The sequence below is a fragment of the Streptomyces sp. NPDC024698 genome (assembly GCF_055559015.1).
This window is the reverse complement of record NZ_JBVHLK010000010.1, coordinates 128,458-147,569: the sequence shown is the minus strand read 5'-3', so window position 1 is coordinate 147,569 and position 19,112 is coordinate 128,458. Positions and strand designations below refer to the sequence as shown.

Annotated in this window: 10 protein-coding genes; 5 read left to right on the top strand and 5 right to left on the bottom strand. The window is 73.7% G+C overall.

Annotated features, from left to right (window positions below):
- Nucleotides 1-41 precede the first annotated feature (41 nt).
- The 3 genes from ACZ4AA_RS23270 to ACZ4AA_RS23260 all read right to left on the bottom strand — a co-directional run bounded on the left by ACZ4AA_RS23270 (nt 42) and on the right by ACZ4AA_RS23260 (nt 3,872).
- Nucleotides 42-2,441 carry a beta-L-arabinofuranosidase domain-containing protein gene (locus ACZ4AA_RS23270; protein ID WP_467605706.1) on the bottom strand — a complete coding sequence of 800 codons (2,400 nt, stop codon included), beginning with the start codon at nt 2,439-2,441 and terminating at the stop codon, nt 42-44.
- Nucleotides 2,442-2,711: 270 nt separating this feature from the next.
- A complete protein-coding gene (locus ACZ4AA_RS23265; protein ID WP_467605703.1) occupies nt 2,712-2,924 on the bottom strand; it encodes a hypothetical protein in 213 nt (70 codons plus the stop codon).
- A gap of 84 nt (nt 2,925-3,008) precedes the next feature.
- Entirely contained in the window at nt 3,009-3,872 is an 864-nt protein-coding gene (locus tag ACZ4AA_RS23260) for an inositol monophosphatase family protein (protein WP_467605700.1), read from the bottom strand.
- A 273-nt stretch (nt 3,873-4,145) separates the two neighbouring features.
- Here ACZ4AA_RS23260 and ACZ4AA_RS23255 point away from each other — a divergent pair, with 273 nt between their 5' ends.
- The 5 genes from ACZ4AA_RS23255 to ACZ4AA_RS23235 all read left to right on the top strand — a co-directional run bounded on the left by ACZ4AA_RS23255 (nt 4,146) and on the right by ACZ4AA_RS23235 (nt 17,053).
- Nucleotides 4,146-5,012, top strand: a complete 867-nt coding sequence (locus ACZ4AA_RS23255) for a DUF4132 domain-containing protein (RefSeq protein WP_467605697.1) — start codon at nt 4,146-4,148, stop codon at nt 5,010-5,012.
- Nucleotides 5,009-9,913, top strand: a complete 4,905-nt coding sequence (locus ACZ4AA_RS23250) for a DNA-binding protein (protein WP_467605693.1) — start codon at nt 5,009-5,011, stop codon at nt 9,911-9,913. Before ACZ4AA_RS23255 ends, ACZ4AA_RS23250 begins: the two co-directional genes overlap by 4 nt.
- Before the next feature lie 83 nt (nt 9,914-9,996).
- Nucleotides 9,997-11,157 (top strand): ATP-binding protein, encoded by a 1,161-nt coding sequence (locus ACZ4AA_RS23245; protein ID WP_467605689.1) that lies wholly within the window; start codon nt 9,997-9,999, stop codon nt 11,155-11,157.
- The gene (locus ACZ4AA_RS23240; RefSeq protein WP_467605685.1) at nt 11,154-14,930 is read left to right on the top strand and encodes a DUF5682 family protein; all 3,777 of its coding nucleotides are present in this window, start codon (nt 11,154-11,156) and stop codon (nt 14,928-14,930) included. Before ACZ4AA_RS23245 ends, ACZ4AA_RS23240 begins: the two co-directional genes overlap by 4 nt.
- Nucleotides 14,927-17,053, top strand: coding sequence for a hypothetical protein (locus tag ACZ4AA_RS23235; protein ID WP_467605681.1), 2,127 nt, complete (start codon nt 14,927-14,929; stop codon nt 17,051-17,053). The genes ACZ4AA_RS23240 and ACZ4AA_RS23235 overlap by 4 nt, the downstream gene beginning before the upstream one ends.
- Here the strand turns inward: ACZ4AA_RS23235 and ACZ4AA_RS23230 are convergent, their stop codons facing one another.
- Nucleotides 17,054-17,503 carry a response regulator gene (locus ACZ4AA_RS23230; RefSeq protein ID WP_467605677.1) on the bottom strand — a complete coding sequence of 150 codons (450 nt, stop codon included), beginning with the start codon at nt 17,501-17,503 and terminating at the stop codon, nt 17,054-17,056.
- Nucleotides 17,500-19,110, bottom strand: a complete 1,611-nt coding sequence (locus ACZ4AA_RS23225) for a sensor histidine kinase (RefSeq protein WP_467605948.1) — start codon at nt 19,108-19,110, stop codon at nt 17,500-17,502. Before ACZ4AA_RS23225 ends, ACZ4AA_RS23230 begins: the two co-directional genes overlap by 4 nt.
- Nucleotides 19,111-19,112: the final 2 nt, after the last annotated feature.

Genomic DNA, 19,112 nt, shown 5'->3' with positions numbered 1-19,112 from the left:
GCAGATGGGCCCGCCCGTCTGCTTCCCCCGGCTCAGGGCGTTCAGAGGAAACGCCACAAGTGGTCGGCCGTGCCGTTGTCGTCGTACTGGACCACCTGCGCGCTGTTGCCGGTCGACATCCCGTCCACGCCGAGGACCTTGCCGCTGTTCTTGTTGCGGACGCGGTACCAGCCGTCGCCGTTGTCGACCAGCGTCCACAGGTGATCGTCGGTGCCGTTGTCCTCGAACTGCACGACGATCGCGCTGTTGTCCATCGACATGCGGTCGACGCCGAGCACCTTGCCGCTGTTCCCGTTGCGGATCAGATGCCAGCCGTCACCCCGGTCGACGAGCTGCCAGGCGTGATCGCCGGTTCCCGTGTTGTCGAACTGCACCACCCGCGCGCTGTTCTCGGTCGACATCCCGTCGACGGCCAGGACCTTGCCGCTGTTCTTGTTGGCGAGTCTGCGGAACGGTGGTTCCGGCGTCCACGGCCGGCCGTCGGGAGAGGCCGTGGGGAAGGCGGTGACGCGAAGCCGGGCCGCTCCCATGGGGACGAGGGTGACCGTCTCGACCGGCGCGTCGCTGCGGGCGGGAGAGTCCTGCAAGGGTGCGACGACATGTTCGTCGTCCGCGACCCACTCCTGGATCCTCCGGGCCTGCGCCGTGATGGACACCGGCGTGGTGGCGAGGGTGAAGGGCTGGTCCGGGACGACGGAGCCCGTCCGCGCCGGGGTCAGTGAGGTCTCCGGCAGGAGGCCGTAGTTCCATCCCGTGGTCGCGTGCACCTCGTACGCGGGGAAACGGTCGTCTCCGGCGTAGCGGTCGTAGCGTTCGCCGATCCTCAACGCGTAGGTGAGCGGACCCTGTTCGACGCTGACCGCCCCGTGCTGACCGGACCACGAGCGCAGCCTCGCGGTCTGGGGCAGCCGCAGCCGGACCACGTCGCCGTCGCGCCACGTGCGGTCGATGCGCGCCCAGGACGGACCGTCCGAGGCAGCGACGGCCGTCGCGTTGACGAGCAGTTGGGGGCCCGAGCACCAGCCGGGCACACGCAGCCGCAGCGGGAAGCGTACGGGCCGGGGCGTGGAGACGGTGAGGGTGATCGTGTCCTGGAAGGGGTATCCGGTCTCCTCGGTGATGGTGACCGTCGTGCCCCCGGCGACGGTGGCCCGGACCTGACTCGGCGCGTAGAGGGCGGCGGCCAGGCCTCCGTCGGCACCCGCGAGCCAGAGTTCCTCGGTGAAGTAGGGCCATCCCATGCCGTAGTTGTGGGGGCAGCAGCGGTACTGGTCGACGCCCGCCTCGAAGGCCTGCATCGCGAAGCCGTTCTGGAACTGGCCCTGGGTCTTGGGGTGGTTGTCGAGGTCGACGCTGTTGGCGCTGGTGATGTAGTGGACGGACTTGCCGTCGGGATCGAGGGAGGCCGGAAGCAGGTTGAAGGCCAGGTCCTCGCAGCGGTCGGCCCACACCGGATCCCCGGTGATGCGGGTCAACAGCTCGTGGCTGGCCATGAATTCGACGATGCCGCAGGTCTCGAAGCCCTGCCGGGGGTCCGCGAACCCGGGACGGTAGTTCTCGTCGCCGGCCAGCCCGCCGCCGGGGAAGCGCCCGTAGGCGCCCATCACCGTGTCGTACGCGCGGTACGTGGCCCGGGTGAGGTCGGCGGATCCGGTCAACCGCCCGTACTGGGCGGGCTCGCGGAAGCCCTGGGCGATGTTCACGTTGTGGCGGCTCGGGGTGGCCCCGGTCCAGTCGGCGCCGTAGCCGTGCATCTTGGCGGCGAGGTCCAGCAGGAACGCCTCGCCGGTGCGGCGGTACAGCCATACGGCGACGTCGAGGCCGTCGCCCCAACGGTAGGACACCCAGCTGCTGTTGAACGCTCCGGGCCCCTGGGCGTTCATGTACCGCAGGAAGCGGACGAGGAACGGCACGATCCGCTGGTCGTGGGTGTACTCCTCGTGTGTCCGCAGCGCTTGCAGGAGCGGCAGGAAGGGCCAGAAGTCGGGGCCGCCGTTGAGCGCGGTGCGTAACCCGCGCGGCCCGAAGAAGCCGTCGCCCTGCTGGGTCGCGAGGATCCAGTCCACCCACTCGCGCGACCGGGTCAGCGCGTGCGCGTCGCCCGTGGCGATCGCCAGCGGGATGTAGCCGCGCAGCCAGTAGGGCACTTCCTCCCAGGCGTCGCGCTCGGGATGGACCCAGCCGGTCGCGGAGAAGTCGAGGAAGTGCGAGAGGTTCTCGTAGGTGCCGCACAGACCGGCGAGCTGGAGCCGGAGCTGCCCGGCGAGCCAGCCTCGCGCGGTCACGCTTCCGGGCGGCAGCTTCTGGAATGAGTCGGCCGGCACCGCCTCGGCTCTCGGCAGGGCCTGCGCGGCCGCGGTTCCCGTGAACGTACCCCCGAGTGCCGCGGCGCCCAGCGCGCCGGAGCCCATGGCGAGGATGCTCCGTCTGCTCACTGACATACAGGTGACCTGCCTTCCGAAAAGGTCCGCTCGGCGTGCGACAACGTTGTCCGCCACGGTCGGGCACCCCTGGGTCAGCAGTGCCGGACCGGCTTGTACAACGTTGGAAATAGTGCCGCGGACATGACAGCACGACGGGGTGCGCCTGTCCATAAGCCGTACCGAACCGCCCGGGCGCGCGACCGAACCTTCCGGGCGCGGACCCGAGGCCGACCCGGCTGATCCCGTTCGATCCCGGCGGATGCCCGGCGTATCGCCAGGGGGCGGCGGTCAGGTTCGGTCGACTGACCCCCGGGCGTTCGCGCTCATGGCCCGGTAGTGGTCGGCGAGACGGGACGCGGGCGCCTCGGCGCCGTACACGGCCACCTTGCCGATCGCGCCCTTGAAGAACGACTTGGTGTCGGCGGTCCCGATGTAGAGCATGTCCGAGCCGACCTTGATGACACCGGCCTGCTTCACCGACTCGGGGAGATCGTCGTGCAACGGCGGTTTGTCCGTGCCGGACGCGGACGGCGGCGCGTCCTTGGGAGTCTGACCGCCGCAAGCGGTCAGGGCCAGGTGCTTCTCTCACGGTGTCAACGCGCCGGGCGCCGCCGGCGGGCCGTCCCCCGCGTGCGGGGCTGCCGCCCCGAGGTCAGCCGCGCCTCCGATCATCGACATCAGCAGGCGATGGGTGTCGCCGTCGGCGGCCGCCACGAGTCCGCGACCGGACCGTCCGATCGGGGCGCCGTCGATCCCGGTGACGACGCAGCCCGCCGCTTCGCAGAGTGCGATGCCCGCGGCGAAGTGCACGCTGCCCGACAGATCGCCGCCGTCCGTGACGTACGCGGCGCGCTTGCCGGCGGCGACCCAGGCCAGGGCCAGCGTGCTCGACACGACCCGGGGCCGGAAGTGTTCCGCGAAGTCGGGCCTGGCCAGCAGGTCCACGGCCCGGAAGGCGGGCGCGCCGGGGAACGGCGGGTCCAGATTGACGTCCACGAGCCGGGTGGCGGACGTGGGTGCCAGCCGTGCGTCGGCGCCGTCGTGCCGCACCCAGGCGTTCTCGCCGTCGGTGAGGAAGACCTCGCCGCTGAACGGGTCGGCCACCGCCGCGGCGCCGTCGCGCAGTGCCACGTTGACGGCGACCACCCTGGTGCCGGCGGCGTAGTTCAGCGTGCCGCACAGGGGATCCACCAGCCACTGGCGCACGGCCCCCGCCGCGCCCTGGCGCCCGCTCTCCTCGCCGACCACGGCGTCGTCGGGCCGGGCGTCGTGAAGGAGCGCGAGGATCGTCCTCTCGGCCTCGATGTCGGCGGCGGTGGCGAAGTCGCCGCCGCCCTTGTCGACACGAGACAGGCGCCTGCCGTACATGGCCCGCACCACGTCCGCGCCGGCCCGTGCGGCGGCCGCCGCGACCTCCGCGTCGTCGAGTCCCGCAGCTGAGTCGATCACGCCTCGCACGATAGGCGCGGTCCCGGACGGACCGCCCGGGGCTTTCGAAAAGCCGGAGTGTGCGCCGCGCCCGCACTCCGGCTCGTCGGACACCGCCCGCTCCCCCGCCACGAGCCCCGACTCCGGTGCGTCGGCCGGGATCTGTGGGGGCCGGGGGCCGATTGTCAGTGGCCGCCGCTAGCGTTCGCTGCATGGTCGCACTCGGCCCGGGACGGACTGACCTGGGTGAACTGTGCTCTCATCATGTGTTCTTGACGCGAAAGGCTGTGGCTCGTGGGGTGGCTGTCAGCGGGTGACGGGTATGAAGTCGCCCTTGTGGAAGGGCGGGTGGCCGTGCGCGCCACCACGGGCCGGGCGGCGGGACGGCAGCTGAAATCGCTTCCGCGCGCGCTCAAGGACCACCCCGAGGTGGACCGGCTGCGACGGTTCGCCGAGTGGCTCGAACGGCACGCCACGGCGTGTGTGGCACAGACCGACGCGTGGATGGTGTCCTCGCTGCCCGTGCCGACCGGTCTCCTGGCCCGGGTGTGGCCCGACGAGGCCTGGCAGTCCGCGCTGCGCGATCTGGTCGTGGTCGGCGACGACCCGGACGACGTGGGCTTCCTGCGCGGTGCCACCGACGCGGGCGAACTGCGGCTGGTGAACCTGGACGGCGAGACCGTCCGGATCGCCCCGCGCACCGTCACCCTGCCGCATCCGGTGCTGCTCCCGGACCTGGACGATCTGCGCGACTTCGCGGCCGAACTGGGCATGGAACAGCGCGTCGAGCAGATCCACCGGGCGATATGGCGACGGCCCGAGGACCTGCGCGCCAGGTCCACCGAGGTGAGGGAGTTCGCCGGGGGCTCGTTCCGTTCCCGCTTCGCGCTGGCCGCACGCGCCAGCTCGCTGGGCTACGGGGTGTCCGGCGGTTACGCCACCGCCCGGGTGCGCGACGGCGTTCGCACCGTCGAGGCCTCGGTGTGGATCGGGGAGCCGTACTGGGACGGCCAGGTCGAGACCGGGGCACTGACCTGGCAGGACCAGGACGGCCGCGCGCTGCCGCTGGGCGAGGTGGGGCCGGTGGCCTGGTCGGAGGGGATGCGGATGGCCGCGGCGCTGTACGCGGGCCGCGACATCGAGGAGGGCAAGAACGCATGAGCGGGGGGACACAGGTGTCGTACGAGGAACTGCTGGCGGCGGGAGCGGTGCTGCCGCCCGGCACCGAGGGGACCGGCGAGCTGGGGGTGCCGCTGACGACACGGACGTACCGTCACCCGGGCCTGGACGACCGGGTGGTGGTGCGCCTCGTCGCGGGCGAGCTGGGGGCCGCGGAGGACCTGGCCGCCGGATTCCTCGGCCTGGAGCCGGACACCGAGCCCGTCGTCGTCGGGATCGGGACCCGCCAGTCGCTGGGCTTTCCCGAATGGGTTCTGGTGCACCACCCGGAGGACGGCCACCACGCCCTGCGGGTCGTGCCGGACCTGGAGCGGGCCGCACGGCAGGTCAAGTCCCGCCCGAAGGCCGCTCTCGACGCCTTCGTGGAACTCGGGGACCGGCTCGCGGCCTCGGTGCCGCACTTCCTGCCGACGTTCTACGAGCAGGCCGGGCGCGTGTTCCTGGCCGAGGAGAACGCCACCTACGCGGCCCAGTTGTTCACCCGTGCCCGCAAGGCCGAGGCCGAGCACGGCCTGACGGTGCAGGAGGAGCGGCTGGACGCCGTGTTCCTGGAGTTCGCCCTGGCCGGGGCGCTGCCCGTCAAGGTGCTGTCCTCCTACGCCCGGGAGCTGGGCGCGCGGGTGCCGGCCGAGGACGCGCTGCGGCGCTTCACCCGGCTGTGCCTGCGCCGCACGGCGGGCGGGCTGCCGCCGTCGGTACAGATGGCGAACGACCTCCGCAGGCTGGCCCGGGCGGCCGGCCGCGACGCCGCCCTCACCGAGCAGGAGTACGTCCGCGAGCTCCTCGTCCTGCCGGCGACGCTGCGAGCGGCGGCCGGCTGGTGGAAGGGACACCGCACGGCCCTGGTCGCGCTCGCCACGCGCGAGCCCCGTGTGCGGGGCATGCTGCTCGACCTCATGCCCTCCGGTGGCGACAGCGACCTGCCGGCGATGTGGCTGGACCTGTTGGAGACCTCCGGTGCCGTCGCGGGTCTGTGGGACGGCTCCCTGCCGGAGGAACAGCGGCCGCAGGACGGCGCCGCCGGCTGGCTGGAGCGGTTCCTGGCCTTCTGGCTGCGGGCCCGGTCGTGGCGTGATCCCAGTCGCCTGGCCGAGCTGTATCCGCTGGTCGAGCGGGCCGCGGACCGGTTGCGGGCCGAACTCGCCGCTTCCGGTGGCACGTTGAGGGTCGTCCATGACCTCGACCTGATCGACCTGCTGCTGTCCCTCGACGTACCGGTGGCCGCTCCGCGGCAGGGCGACGCCCTGCTCCTGTCGCAGTGGGCCCTCGGCGAGGAGGGGCGCCGCGACCTGGTGTCGCTGGCCGCGGACAGCCGCTTTCACGCCGCCTTCCGGCGCGGTGCGGACCGCTTCGGCGACGACAGCCAGTCGCTGCGGGCGATCTCGCTGCTGGCGGCGTCGCCCGGCGGCCGTCCGCTGCTCGCGGACTGGGTGCTCGGTGTCGTACGGCGGTTCACGGCCGTGGGCCTGCCCCAGCTGCCCGAGGCGCTGGCCCGGCTCAAGTGGCTGCCCGCCGAGGCGCTGGCGCTCGCCGAGGAGGAGGTGCGGAAGGCTGCGGGCACCGACCTCGCACCGGTGCTGGCACGCACCCTGCGGGCCGGGCTCTTCGACGAACTCGGCTGGCCCGCCTGGGAGGACGCGATCGCCTCGCTGGTCCCCGAGGCGGACATCGAGGACGTGGTCGTCGCCGACGCCTGGCCCCGTCTCATCGTGGCCGGGGCCGCTCAGGCGCGGGTGATCGGTGCCGAGGGCACGCTCCTCACCCACGACCTGCGGATCCCGTCGAACAGCCACTGGGGCGATCCCGGCTTCCATCATGTGGACGGAGAGCTCCTCGTCTACTGGAACGACCGCGCCGATGGTCTGCGCGGCTACTGGCACACCCGTCCCGACCGCCCGCAGTCCCTGGAGGGCGCCAGGAACACCCGCGGCACCCGGATGGACTGGTATCAGGGGAACGGTCCGATCACCCTGCCCCTGGCCGGCGGCGGCCGCACGACCGGTGGCGGCGTCCTGCACGCCGGGGACACCACCCTGCCCGAAGAGCGTCAACTGCTCAGCGACGGTGTCTCGTACTGGGTGTGGAGCGCGGACGGCGGTGCGCACGACTGGTACGAGTACGACCCGGCGACGGGTGAGCGCGGCCGGGTGAGCAGGCCCGCCTTCCTCGCCGACGCGCTGCGGGACGCCCCCGAGGGCAGCACGTCCGCCGGTGGCCGGCTGTACCCGGCGCCGACCACCGCCGAGGGGCCCGCCTCCGCGCCCGTGGACGGTCTGGTCGGGCTGCGCCTGGTGAAGCTGCCCGACGGCTCGGTGCGCGCCCAGGACCTGGCCGGACACACCGTCACCCTGCCCGCCGACGTGGGCCGGCCCTCGACGCTCGTGGTCTTCCCCGGCGCGGAGGAGGCCGCGGCCGTCGTCCGCGACAGCTGGCGCCTCGCCGTCGTGGACGCGGACGGTGTCACCACCTCGGTGGCCAAGACCGACCGTGCGCCCGGGGCGTTCGGCGAGGGCTCCTTGCTGCTGCCTCCCGTCCAGTACTGGGAATTCCTGACGGCCCGCGACCCCGAGGGCTCCGCGTCACTGCGGCGCGCCGGCCGTGACACGGCGGCCGCTCTGCTGGCCGCCGCGGGTCACGAGGACAAGGACGCGTTGCCGGAGGCGATCCGTACCCTTCTCCCGGTCACCCACGCCGCGCTGGTCGCGGGCATCGCCGGTGTCGTACGGCACGCCGCGGGCCAGCAGGCCGTCCTGGACGGGGTGGCCGCCCGGCTCACCCGTGCCCTCGACGGCGGCCCGCAGGAGGAAGGGCCTGCGGGACCGCCGGACGACGTGCTCATCGACGCGACGAACGGCATCAGCGCGGCCTCCCGCTCGCGGTGGAACCGTGACAAGGAGGCCGACACCGTCTTCCGTGCGCTGCGTGAGTTGAAGCGGGCGTCCCTGCTCCCCGACCCCGCCGTGGCGCAGGGCCCGGCGTCGCCCCTGCACTTCGACGGACGACGTTTGCCCGTCGGTCAGTTGGGGCTGGAGACACTGCTCGCCGGCGTGTCGGCCGTCGCCTTCCGGGCAGCGGCCGGCACCACCTCCGACGAGCACCGAAGTGCCCTGCGGGCGCTGCTCGCCGAGTTCGACGCCCTGCGTCTGGCGTCGACGGCCGGTTACTCGTCCTGGCGCAAGGTCGAACTGCACCTGCGAGCGGACGTGGTCCGCACCCCGTCGGACGAATGGCGTGAGGGCGCGTGGAACGGGCTGCTTCCCCTGGGTTCCGGTGCCTTCCTCGCCGTGGTGGAACTCGTCTCGCGGGGTGACGACGGCTGTGTCTTCACCGCCTTCTTCCACGATCCGGCCCGACGCTTCGAGACCCCTGAGCCCTACACGCTCCGGGCGTCCGCCCCGCTCGGCGAGGACGCTCACGCGGGCCGGCTCGGCGCGTTCCTCGCGGAACTGTCCGCACGCGGTCCGGCGCCCTGGTTCCCGCAGGCCGCCGAGGAGTTCGCCCGTCTGACGGGCGTCACCGACACGATGGCCCGGCTGATCACGGCCGGTCTGCCCCAGATCGATGTCTACGAACGGTCGTTCCTGACCGCGCAGGCCTGCGCGGCCATCGGCGTCAAGGCCGCTCCCGCGGCCGTCGCCAAGGAGGAACTGCGCCAGGTGGATCCGGCGATCCGCGCCGAGGTCGTGGCCGCCCTGCTGCCCGCCGACCCCGCCCGCCTGTGGACCGAGGGACCGGACTGGGCCGCCGCGGCCGAGGTCTGGAACAGCAGGCTGGGCCGACGGGCCCCCGTGCCGGAGGAACTGCTCAGCGACGCGGTGCGCGCCTTCAAACACGGACAGTGGAACGCCCGCCAGGCCCTGCCCGCACTCCTCGACCCGGCCCAGGAGCCCCGGCTCAGCCGTGACCACGAATGGGCGGTCGAGGGCGACCGGGTCACGTGCGTCGACAAGAACGCGCCCGGATTCGCCGGACCGGTCCTGATCGGCTTCGTCGGACTCGCCGCCTGGCTCGCCCACCGGCTGCCCGCCGGTGACCCGATCCGCGCGGCGCTGCCCGCCGCACTCGCCGCCGTACACGACCGGCTGTCCCATTCCGGGCTGATGCTCGACCTCAACCAGTACATCAGCCTCAGCGGGTTCCGGAAGACGGCGGGCGCACCGACCGAGGTCGGCAAGGGGTTCGAGCGGTACGGTGCCGTCGTCCTCGCCACGCACGACGACCAGCCGTCGCCCGCCCTGCGGGTGTCCCTGCTCGACGAGACGGGCCAGGACCCGTACCTGCCCGCGCTGCGGGTCGACGGCCAGCGCCCCTACCAGGTGGAGGTGGCGCTGCGTCTGGCCCGATCCGCCCGCTTCGAGGCCCTGCTCGCCGATCCGGGCGACCCGCTGGCCGGAGAGCGGGGCAAGGACGGCACCTGGTGGCCGCAGGACCCGACCCGCTCCGTGCCGGAGCTCGTCACGGACGTCGCCAAGGAGTACGGCCTCGGGGAGGACGCGGCGGCGCTCTATCTGATGCTGCTCGCCATGCCCGACCCCACGGACCGGATGACGGCCCGCTGGACCGGCTGGAAGCCGGCTCGTCTCAAGGCGGCCCGTGCCGAACTGGCGGCCACCGACCTGGTCGTGGAGGCCAGCCGCACCCGGGCCGGGCGCTCGCTGTTCCTTCCCGGCGGCTGGGTGGTGCCCAAGGCCCCGCGCGTTCCGCTGGAGCAGTGGAAGCGGCCGCTGTACGACGACCTGCTGTGGCACGAGGAGGCTCTGCTCGCCGTGATCGTGCCCACCGAACCGGTCGCGGATCTGTACCGAAGAGCCTGGCAGCTGGTCCAGGAGGGCGGCGGTCCCCGCTTCGAGAAGTTCGAGGTGCGGCCCGGCCGCCGACGCTGACGCACCGCCGGGGCCCCGGCGATCCCCGCCGAGGGGCCCGGCACCCCCTGACGACACACGCACCGACCGAACAAGGAACACGCATGCCTGCGACCGACACGGCGACGGCCCTTCCGGCACGGCAGACCCTGCCCGCCGAGGAGCGTCACGTCACCGAACTCGCCTTCCTCGCCGCCCACGACACGGGCCCCCGCCCGCCCGGCTGGCGACTGACACCCCGCGCCGTCATCACCTTCGTCTGCGGCAGCGCCGGCGAGCCGCTCACGCTCGCCGAGCACCACGACACGCTGCCGGGCCGACTGGTGATCACACCCAAGTTCGTCGGCGAACGCGCCCTGGTGGAACGGTGTGTCGTCACCCTCGCCGGAGAGCGCGGTCTCCTGCTGGTCGGTGAGCCGGGCACGGCCAAGTCGATGCTCTCCGAGCTGTTGTCCGCCGCCGTGTCCGGCACCAGCGCGCTCACCGTCCAGGGCACCGCGGGCACCACCGAGGACGCCCTGCGCTACGGCTGGAACTACGCCCTGCTGCTCGCCCAGGGTCCGACACCGACGGCGCTGGTCGACTCGCCCGTGCTGGCCGCGATGCGCGCCGGCCGCGTGGCCCGCGTCGAGGAGATCACCCGCTGTCTGCCCGAGGTGCAGGACGCGTTGGTGTCGATCCTGTCCGACCGGCGGATGAGCGTGCCCGAACTGGCCGGCACGGACGATGCCCAGGTCGCGGCCGCTCCCGGGTTCACCGTCATCGCGACCGCCAACCTGCGCGACCGCGGTGTCTCGGAGATGTCCGCCGCGCTCAAGCGCCGTTTCAACTTCGAGACGGTCCACCCGATCGCCGACGTCGAGGCCGAGACCGCTCTCGTACGGCGGCAGGCCGTCGCGGCCGTCGAGCGGGCGGGGGCCGGCTTCGGCGTCGACGACGCGGTCCTGGACGTGCTGGTCACCGTCTTCCGTGACCTCAGGGCCGGGCGATCGGCGGAGGGCTGGGACGTGGAGCGGCCCGGCACGGTCATGTCGACCGCCGAGGCGGTGCAGGTCGCCGTCTCGCTCGGGGTGGCCGCCGCCTATCTGCCCGGGGCCGACTCCCTCGACCTGGTCCCCGGGCATCTGCTGGGTGTCGTCCGCAAGGACGACCCGGCCGACCACGCACGTCTGCTCGGCTACTGGGACGGCCCGGTGCGCCGCCGCGCCGAGGACGGTTCCGCGGTGTGGCGCCGGCTCTGGGACCTGCGGGAGAACCTCCGGTGACGTACACCCAGGATCCGCGGGCGGCCGTCACCGCCCTCGCCGGTTCCGTGGCGCCGTACCTGCTGGGTGTACGGCATCACAGCCCGGCGCTCGCGGCGGCGGTGCCCGCCCTGCTCGACGCCTGTGCGGCGCAGGTCGTGTGCGTGGAGCTGCCCGCCGACTTCCAGGCGTGGCTGCCCCATCTGGCCGCTCCGGGCACCCTCGCGCCGGTGGCGCTCGCCGGTGCGGGTGACAACGGCCGGCTCGGCTTCTACCCGTTCGCGGACTTCTCCCCCGAACTGGCCGCCGTGCGCTGGGCGCGGGACCGCGGGGCGGACGTGGTGTGCTGCGATCTGCCGATGTCCGATCCCCGGTGGGCCGCGGTCGGGCCCGTCCCGTCCGGTGACACGCGGACCGCGGTGGCCGAGGAGAGGTCCGTCGCCGCGACGGTCTCCTTCGGGAGCGCGCTGGCCGCGTCGGGGACCGGACGTGACGGTGACGATCTGTGGGACCGGTGTGTGGAGGTCCTGGCCCCCGGTTCCTCTCCCGAGGCGGTCCGCCGGGCCGCGCTCGGGGTCGGCTGGGCGCTGCGCAGCGACGCCGAGGCCTCGGGCGGCGTTCCCGCTCTGGACCTGGACCGCGAGGCCCATATGCGCGAGACGATCGCGCGCGCCGCGGTCGGCGGGCGCCGGGTCGCGGCGGTCGTCGGCGCGTTCCACGCCCCGGCGCTGACAGCCCCGGCGCCCGGCACGGGTACGGCTCCGGGCGCCACCGTCGAGGGCTCGACGGCGATCCCGAACGGCCTCGGCAGCGGAAACCCGGAGGTCATCACCTCCCTCGTCCCCTATGCCTTCGATCTGCTGGACTCCCGTTCCGGCTACCCGGCCGGCATCCGGGACCCGCGCTGGCAGCAGGCGGTGTTCCGGGCCGGAGGCGACCCCGAGCGGGTACGGGACGCGGCCGCGCGGGCGGTCACCGACGTGTGCCGGGAACTGCGTGCGGCCGGGCATCCGGCCGGAACGGGCGAGGCCGCCGAGACCCTGCGGATGGCGGGCGACCTCGCACGGGTACGGGGACTCGCCGCACCGGGGCGGGGCGAGGTCGTCGAGGCGCTCACGAGCGTGATGGGCCAGGGTGAGCCGCTGGGGCGCGGCCGGGCCCTCGCGCGGGCGCTCGACGTGGTCATGGTCGGCACCGACCGGGGCCGGATCGCGCCCGGCACACCGCGTTCCGGGCTCGGCCCGTGCGTGGAGGAGGAGGTCGCCGCGCTGCGCCTCCCGGGCCCCGAGGACCCGGCGGGGCGCGAGGTGCGCCTCGACCCGCTCCGCTCCGCTCTCGACGGCCGCCGCGAGGTGCTGCTCCAGCGTCTCGCCGTCTGCGGCGTCGGCTACGGAGAAACCGTGGCCGTAGCCGGCACGGGCGACGGAGCCGCCCTGACCACCCGGTGGCGGGTCGCGTGGGCACCGGCCGTCCCCGTACGGCTGGACCTGGCCGGGATACGGGGTGTGACCGCGGCCCTCGCCGCCGAGGGCACGCTGCGGGAGACCTTCCGCGGGCAGTCCGCCGACGGCGGGCCCACCTGCGCCCAGGTCCTCACGGCCCTGGGCGCCGCCGCCCGCTGCGATCTGCCGGCCCTGGTGTCGGAGCGGCTGGCCGATGCCGCCGAGCTCCTTCCCACCGCGGCCACGCTGCCCGAACTCCTCGCCGCGCTGGACCTGTTGGAGGCTCTGTGCCGCAGCCATCTGCCCGGCACCGGCCCCGGCACCCGACAGGCGGCGGCCGAACTGGCCACCGATCTGCTGGAGTCGGCGGTCCGCACCCTGCCGGGACTGGCGGGCAGCGACAGGTCCGAGGACGCGACGGCACTCGTCGAACTGGCCTCGCGGGCCGGTGACCACCGCCTCGGGCTGCGGATGGACGACGCGCTCGCCGCACTCGCCCGCACGGGCTCCCCCCTCGTCCAGGGCGCCGCGCTGGCCGCCCGGGTGCTGCTCGACCTCGACGACGCCGCGAGCCTCGGCGCGCGTGCGGCGGGCTGGATCGACGCGGCGACCGGACCGGAGGCCCGCCATGCGCTGAGCCGTCGGCTCGGCGGGCTGCTCGGTGGCGCGGCCGCGCTGCTCCAGTCGGCGCCGGCGGCGCTCGACCCGCTGCTCGACCGCGTCGACACGCTCACCGACCAGGGCTTCCTCGACCGGCTGCCCGCCCTGCGCGGCGGCTTCGACACGCTCGCTCCCGCGGGCCGAGACCGGCTCCTGCACACCGTGACCGAACGGCTCGGTGACCGTCTCGACCTGTCGCTCACGGCCTCCCCGCGGCTTCTCGCCCTGTGGACGGCCGCGGACGCGGCGGGACGCGCGGCCGTCCAGGCCCTGAACCTCCCCACAGGCACGAACACGGGAACGGGAACGGGAACGGACTCTGGCACGGACACGGACACGGACACGGGCATAGGCACAGGCACGGACACCGCACCAGCCGCGGACCCCGCACTCCACGCGGGCCCCGTACCCGGACCCACGGACCGCGGACGCACGGACCCGCGACCCGCCGACCCCTGTCGGTCGGACCCCGGCCGGTCGGGGCAGCCCGCGTCCGCGCTCCCCGCCCCGCGGCGCTCCTCGACGACAGCGGTCACCGAGGCGTCGCCTCCCGCCGCTCCCCACGTCACACCCGCCGACCGCTGGCGGCTGCTCCTCGGCCGAGAGAGCGACAAGCTCCGGCCGAGCACCCGCCGGTACGCGCACGCGCTCGACGAGCTGTACGGCCATGGCCTCGGTGAGGGCTCCGCCGACCTCGGCCGGGAGGGCGCGCCCCCGGGCGGGGGCGGTGGCCGCGAGGCGTCGTTCCCGACCGCCCGGGACTGGGCCGAGGAGCTCCGGGCGCTGTTCGGGGAACAGGTCCGGGAGGAGGTGCTGGCCCGTGCCGCCGACCAGGGCCGCGCTGACGTACTGGCGGAGCTCGATCCCGCCTCGGTCCGCCCGTCGGTCGATCTGCTGACCTCGGTGCTGTCTCTCGCGGGCGGGATGCCGGAGAAGCAACTGGCAGGTCTGCGCCCCCTCGTACGCCGTCTGGTCGACGAGCTGGCCAAGGAGCTCGCGACCCGGATGCGGCCGGCGCTCACCGGGCTCGCGAGTCCCCGGCCCACCAGGCGGCGCGGCGGCCGGATCGATCTGCCGCGCACGCTTCGGGCCAACCTCGCCCACACCCGCCGGAACGCCGACGGGCACACCGTCGTGGTGCCGGAGCGGCCGGTGTTCAGCACCCGTTCGCGCAAGGAGGAGGCGGACTGGCGTCTGATCCTCGTGGTCGACGTGTCCGGGTCGATGGAGGCCTCGGTCATCTGGTCGGCCCTGACGGCGGCCGTCCTGGGCGGTGTGCCGACCCTGTCCACGCACTTCCTCGCGTTCTCGACGAACGTGATCGACCTGACGGACCGGGTCGACGACCCCTTGTCGCTGCTCCTGGAGGTACGGGTCGGCGGCGGCACCCACATCGCGGCCGGACTCAGCCACGCCCGCTCCCTGGTCACCGTGCCGAGCCGGACCCTCGTGGTCGTGGTCAGCGACTTCGAGGAGGGCTACCCCCTGGGCGGACTCCTCGGTGAGGTCCGGGCCCTGGCCGGCTCCGGGGTGCATCTGATGGGATGCGCCGCCCTGGACGACTCCGGCAACCCTCGCTACTCGGTGCCCGTCGCGCAGCAGCTCGTCGCGGCCGGCATGCCCGTCGCCGCGCTCAGTCCCCTCGCCCTCGCCCGCTGGGTGGGCGACCGTCTCCGCGGAGAGACCCGTTGAACACCGAACTTCCCCCGGTGGCCCCCGATGTGGCCGCCTCCGCCGTCGAGGGCCTGACCACCAGGCTCCGCAAGAAGCTGGACGCCACGATCGAGTCGTACGCGGCCCTGCCGGTCGTCGCCGACGGCACGGTCCGGCGCGTGCGGTGCGGTGAGGACGCGGAGGTGGTTCTCACCCCCGGGGCCTCCGGTTCCGTGACGGACGCGGGTCAGGTGGTGTGCAGTTGTCTGCTCGCTCCCCGGTGTCTGCACCGGGCCGCCGTCCTCGGCGCCTGTCCCCTGGCCGACGCGGAGGCCGAAGGGGAGGGTGAGAGCGTCGGCGCTCCTCCCCCGGGTTCCGCCACGGCCCACGGCTGCGCGACCGTCGGCGTTGTCGCCACGGCTCTCGGCTCCGCGACCGCCGCCGTCACCGACCCCGCCCTCGGCTCCTCCACGACCGCCACCGCTGCCGACACCGCCCTCGGCTCCACCGCGACCAGCGCGGTCGCGGCACCGCTGTCCACGATCGCGCCCGCCGGTTCGGCCACCGAGTCGCCCCTCGCTTCGGCCACCACGTCGCCCCTCGTCCTGGCCGCCTCGCCGTCCGTCGCGTCGCCCGCCGTCGAAGCGGTCGCGGAGCCCGAGGAGGCCGTCCCCCTCACCGCTGCCCAGCTGGCGGCCGCGTCCCAACTGTGGTCCGCGGCGGCGGCGTTGCTGGCCGCGGGGGTGCCCGCCGCGGGCGCGGTCCCCCAGGCCGAGCTGCTGCGGGCCGCGCACACCGCCCGGCTCGCCGGCCTGCACCGCGCCGAGGCGGCCGCGCTGAGGGTCGTACGTGGACTGCGGGGCGCGCGTGCCCGCCAGGACGGTCACCGGCTGGCCGACCTCGTCGCTCAGGTACGGGAACTGCTGCTCACCACGGCCCTGTTGAGCGCGGCGGTGCCGGAGCCCGCGCTGATCGGCACCGCCCGCCGCGCCTACCGGCCGGGCGGCAGCCTGCGGGTCCACGGGGTGTGCAGTGAGCCGGTGATCACGGCCACCGGCTACGGCGGCGTCGTCACCCATGTCGTCTCGGAGGACGGCCGCTGGTTCTCGGTCGCCGACGTGAAGCCCGGCGGACCGGCTCGGGCGCAGGGGGCGGCCACCGCCACCGTGGCACTCGGCTCCGGAAACCTCGATCACGCCCAGCTGTCCCGGGGCGGACTACTGATCTCGGGCGCGACGGTGTCCTCCGACGACCGCCTCGGCGCCGGCAAGGGGGTGCGGGCGACGCCGCTGACCGGTGTGCCGTGGACCGCGGGTCCTCTTGCCGCGCTGTTCGCCCGTCCGCTCACCGACGTGGTGGCCGAACGGCTCGCCATGGCGCCGGACGCCGATCCGGAGCGCGCCGAGCATGCGGTGCGCGAGCCGGTCGGCTGCGACCTGGTCCTGGTCGGAGCGGCAGGGGACCACCTGATCGCACGGGAGCTGCCCTCCGGGCGGCCGGACACGGAAGGCGTCCTGCTCCGGCTGGCCCCGGCCGGCGAGCATCCCGGCCTCGCCCACACGGCCAACTTCCGCCGGCTCGCCTCCCGGCCGGGACTGCGGCTGCGCGTCATCGGGCGCCTTGACCCGGACCGTGCCGCCACGCTCCGCCCGCTCGCGGTCGCCCCGCTGCCGGGAACCGAGGCGACGCTGCGGCTGCCCGCGGAGTGGCGGGGTCACGCCGATCTGGGCTACGACCGCCTGGAGGGCGCGCACTTCCCGCCGGCGGAGGCCTTGTCCGGCTCCGCCTCCGCCCTGCCGCCGGTGGACGGTGGGAGCGGCGAAGCGACGGACCCGCTGGCGCAGGCCCCACTGTGGCGGCTTCGGCGGCTGGTCGAGGTCGCCGTGTCGGGTGGCCGAAGAGCCGTCGCGGAGCCCGCGCGCGACGGTGATCTGCGCGGGGACCGGGCGGCCCTGCGACGCGGTGGCTTCCGGACGGCGGCCGACCTGGCTGCCGGTCTGAGCGCGGAGGCCGACCGTCGCACCCGTGACGTGTTCGGCCGCACCGGGGAAGCCGACCCGGACCGCTACGCAGGGGCCTGGCTCGCCGCGGCCGTCTATCTGGCGGGCGTCGAACGAGCTCTGGTGCGGGCCACCTGGCAGCCGGCGGCCGCCGGTTCCTGATCAGCCGTTCTGCCGTGGCAGGCGCACCACCTGGACGAAGAAGTCGTCGATCTGGCGGACGGCCGCGATGAACTGGTCCAGGTCGACCGGCTTGGTGACATACGCGTTGGCGTGCAGTTTGTAGCTGCGCAGGATGTCCTCCTCCGCCGCCGAGGTGGTGAGGACCACGACAGGGATGTGGGACAGGGCCGGGTCCGACTTGATCTTCTCCAGGACCTGGCGGCCGTCGTACTTGGGCAGGTTGAGGTCGAGGAGGATCAGATCGGGCTGGGGCGCGTCGGTGTGGGCGCCTCGCCGGTAGAGGAAGTCGAGCGCCTCCTCGCCGTCCCGCACGACGTGCAGGGTGTTGCCGATCTTGTTGTCCTCGAACGCCTCCCGGGTCATCAGCTCGTCGCCCGGGTCGTCCTCGACAAGGAGGACGTTGATGGGGGTGCCGGCGGGAGTGGTCATATCAGGGCCTTGTCCTCGGTGCTGTCGTGAAGGGGGTCCGTCGCCTCGGCGGACGGGAGGGTGAAGCAGAAGCGCGTGCCGTCCGTGTAGGCCGTGTCGATCCAGATGCGGCCGCCGTGGTACTCGACGATCTTCTTGCACAGGGCGAGGCCGATCCCGGTTCCACCGTAGGCATCGCGGCTGTGCAGCCGCTGGAAGATGACGAAGACCTTCTCCTCGAACTCGGCGGAGATGCCGATGCCGTTGTCGGTGACGGCGAAACGCCAGGAGCCGGAGTCCTCCGGGTCGCGCTCGCAGGTGACGCGGATGTGGGGCGGTCGGTCGGGGTGACGGAACTTGACGGCGTTGCCGAGCAGGTTCTGCCAGAGCATGGTGACCAGGGTCGGGTCCCCCACGAACTGGGGCAGTTCCGCCGGCCGGTCGATGCGAGCACCGCTGTCGGTGACCGAAGTGTCCAGATTGGCGAGCGCCTTGGTGAGCGTCTGGTCCAGGTCGACCGGCAGGCGAGCATCGTTGACGCGGCCCACCCGGGAGAAGGTGAGCAGGTCGTTGATGAGGATCTGCATGCGCTTGGCGCCGTCGACGGCGAAGTCGATGTACTGCCGTGCGCGGTCGTCCAGTTGGTCGCCGTAGCGCTTCTCCAGCAGCTGGCAGAACGAGGCCACCTTGCGCAGTGGCTCCTGGAGATCGTGGGAGGCCACATAGGCGAACTGTTCGAGTTCGGCGTTGGAGCGGCGCAGCTCGACGGCTTGCGCGTCCAGGTCGGCGGTCTGGCGGGCCAGGGTCACCCGTTGCTCGCGGGAGGCCTCCAGCTCGGCGACGATCCGCTGCCTCATGTTCTCGACGTCGCGTGCCACGGCGGTGACGTCGACGGGTCCGCCACCGGTGATGGCGTGTTCGAAATCGCCTCCCGCCACCCGGCGGGTGGCGACCCGCAGCTCGTCCAGTGGACGTGTCACCAGCAGGCGGACGAGGACCGTCATCACCACACCGGTCAGCAGGAACACCACGACCATGGCGCTGAGCACCAGGTCCCGGAACTTCCGCGAGGACGCCAGTTGGTCACGGCCGTGGTCGACCGCCGCCGCCAGTCCGGCGATCTGCTCGGCCGAGGCGCCACGGATGCGGTCGAAGGACTCCTTGCCGCGTTCGGTGGTCGCCGAGTCGATCGTGCGCGGCTTGCCCGGGGTGATGCGGTCCACGAGGGGTTCGGCGTAGGTGCGCCGCCAGTCGGCCGCCCGCTTCTCGACCCTCGTCAGGTCCGCGAGGAGTTCGGGCCGGTCGCCGATGAGGGCGCGCATTCGGGCGACGGCATGGGCCTCGTCGTCGCGGCCCTGCGCGTACGGGGCGAGGAACTGCCGGTCGGCCGCGATGGCGTAGCCGCGGATGCCCGTCTCCTGGTTCACCAGGGCCGCCTGGAGCCGGTACGCCTCGGTCTGCGCCGGCTCGACGTCCAGGAGCAGATGGTCGGTGACCGAGGCCGTCCGCTGGAGCAGCGCGGCGCCGACCCCGGCGCCGACGAGCACCACAAGCGCCATGAGCGCCAGCACCAGCCTGATCCAGCCCTGCACCGTCAGCCGGCGTCCGGCCCACCGCTCGCCGGTCATGT

Coding starts and splice junctions, on each gene's coding strand:
- ACZ4AA_RS23270 (WP_467605706.1), bottom strand. CDS start 2,441: ATGTCAGTGAGCAGACGGAGCATCCTCGCCATGGGCTCCGGCGCGCTG.
- ACZ4AA_RS23250 (WP_467605693.1), top strand. CDS start 5,009: ATGAGCGGGGGGACACAGGTGTCGTACGAGGAACTGCTGGCGGCGGGA.
- ACZ4AA_RS23245 (WP_467605689.1), top strand. CDS start 9,997: ATGCCTGCGACCGACACGGCGACGGCCCTTCCGGCACGGCAGACCCTG.
- ACZ4AA_RS23230 (WP_467605677.1), bottom strand. CDS start 17,503: ATGACCACTCCCGCCGGCACCCCCATCAACGTCCTCCTTGTCGAGGAC.
- ACZ4AA_RS23225 (WP_467605948.1), bottom strand. CDS start 19,110: ATGACCGGCGAGCGGTGGGCCGGACGCCGGCTGACGGTGCAGGGCTGG.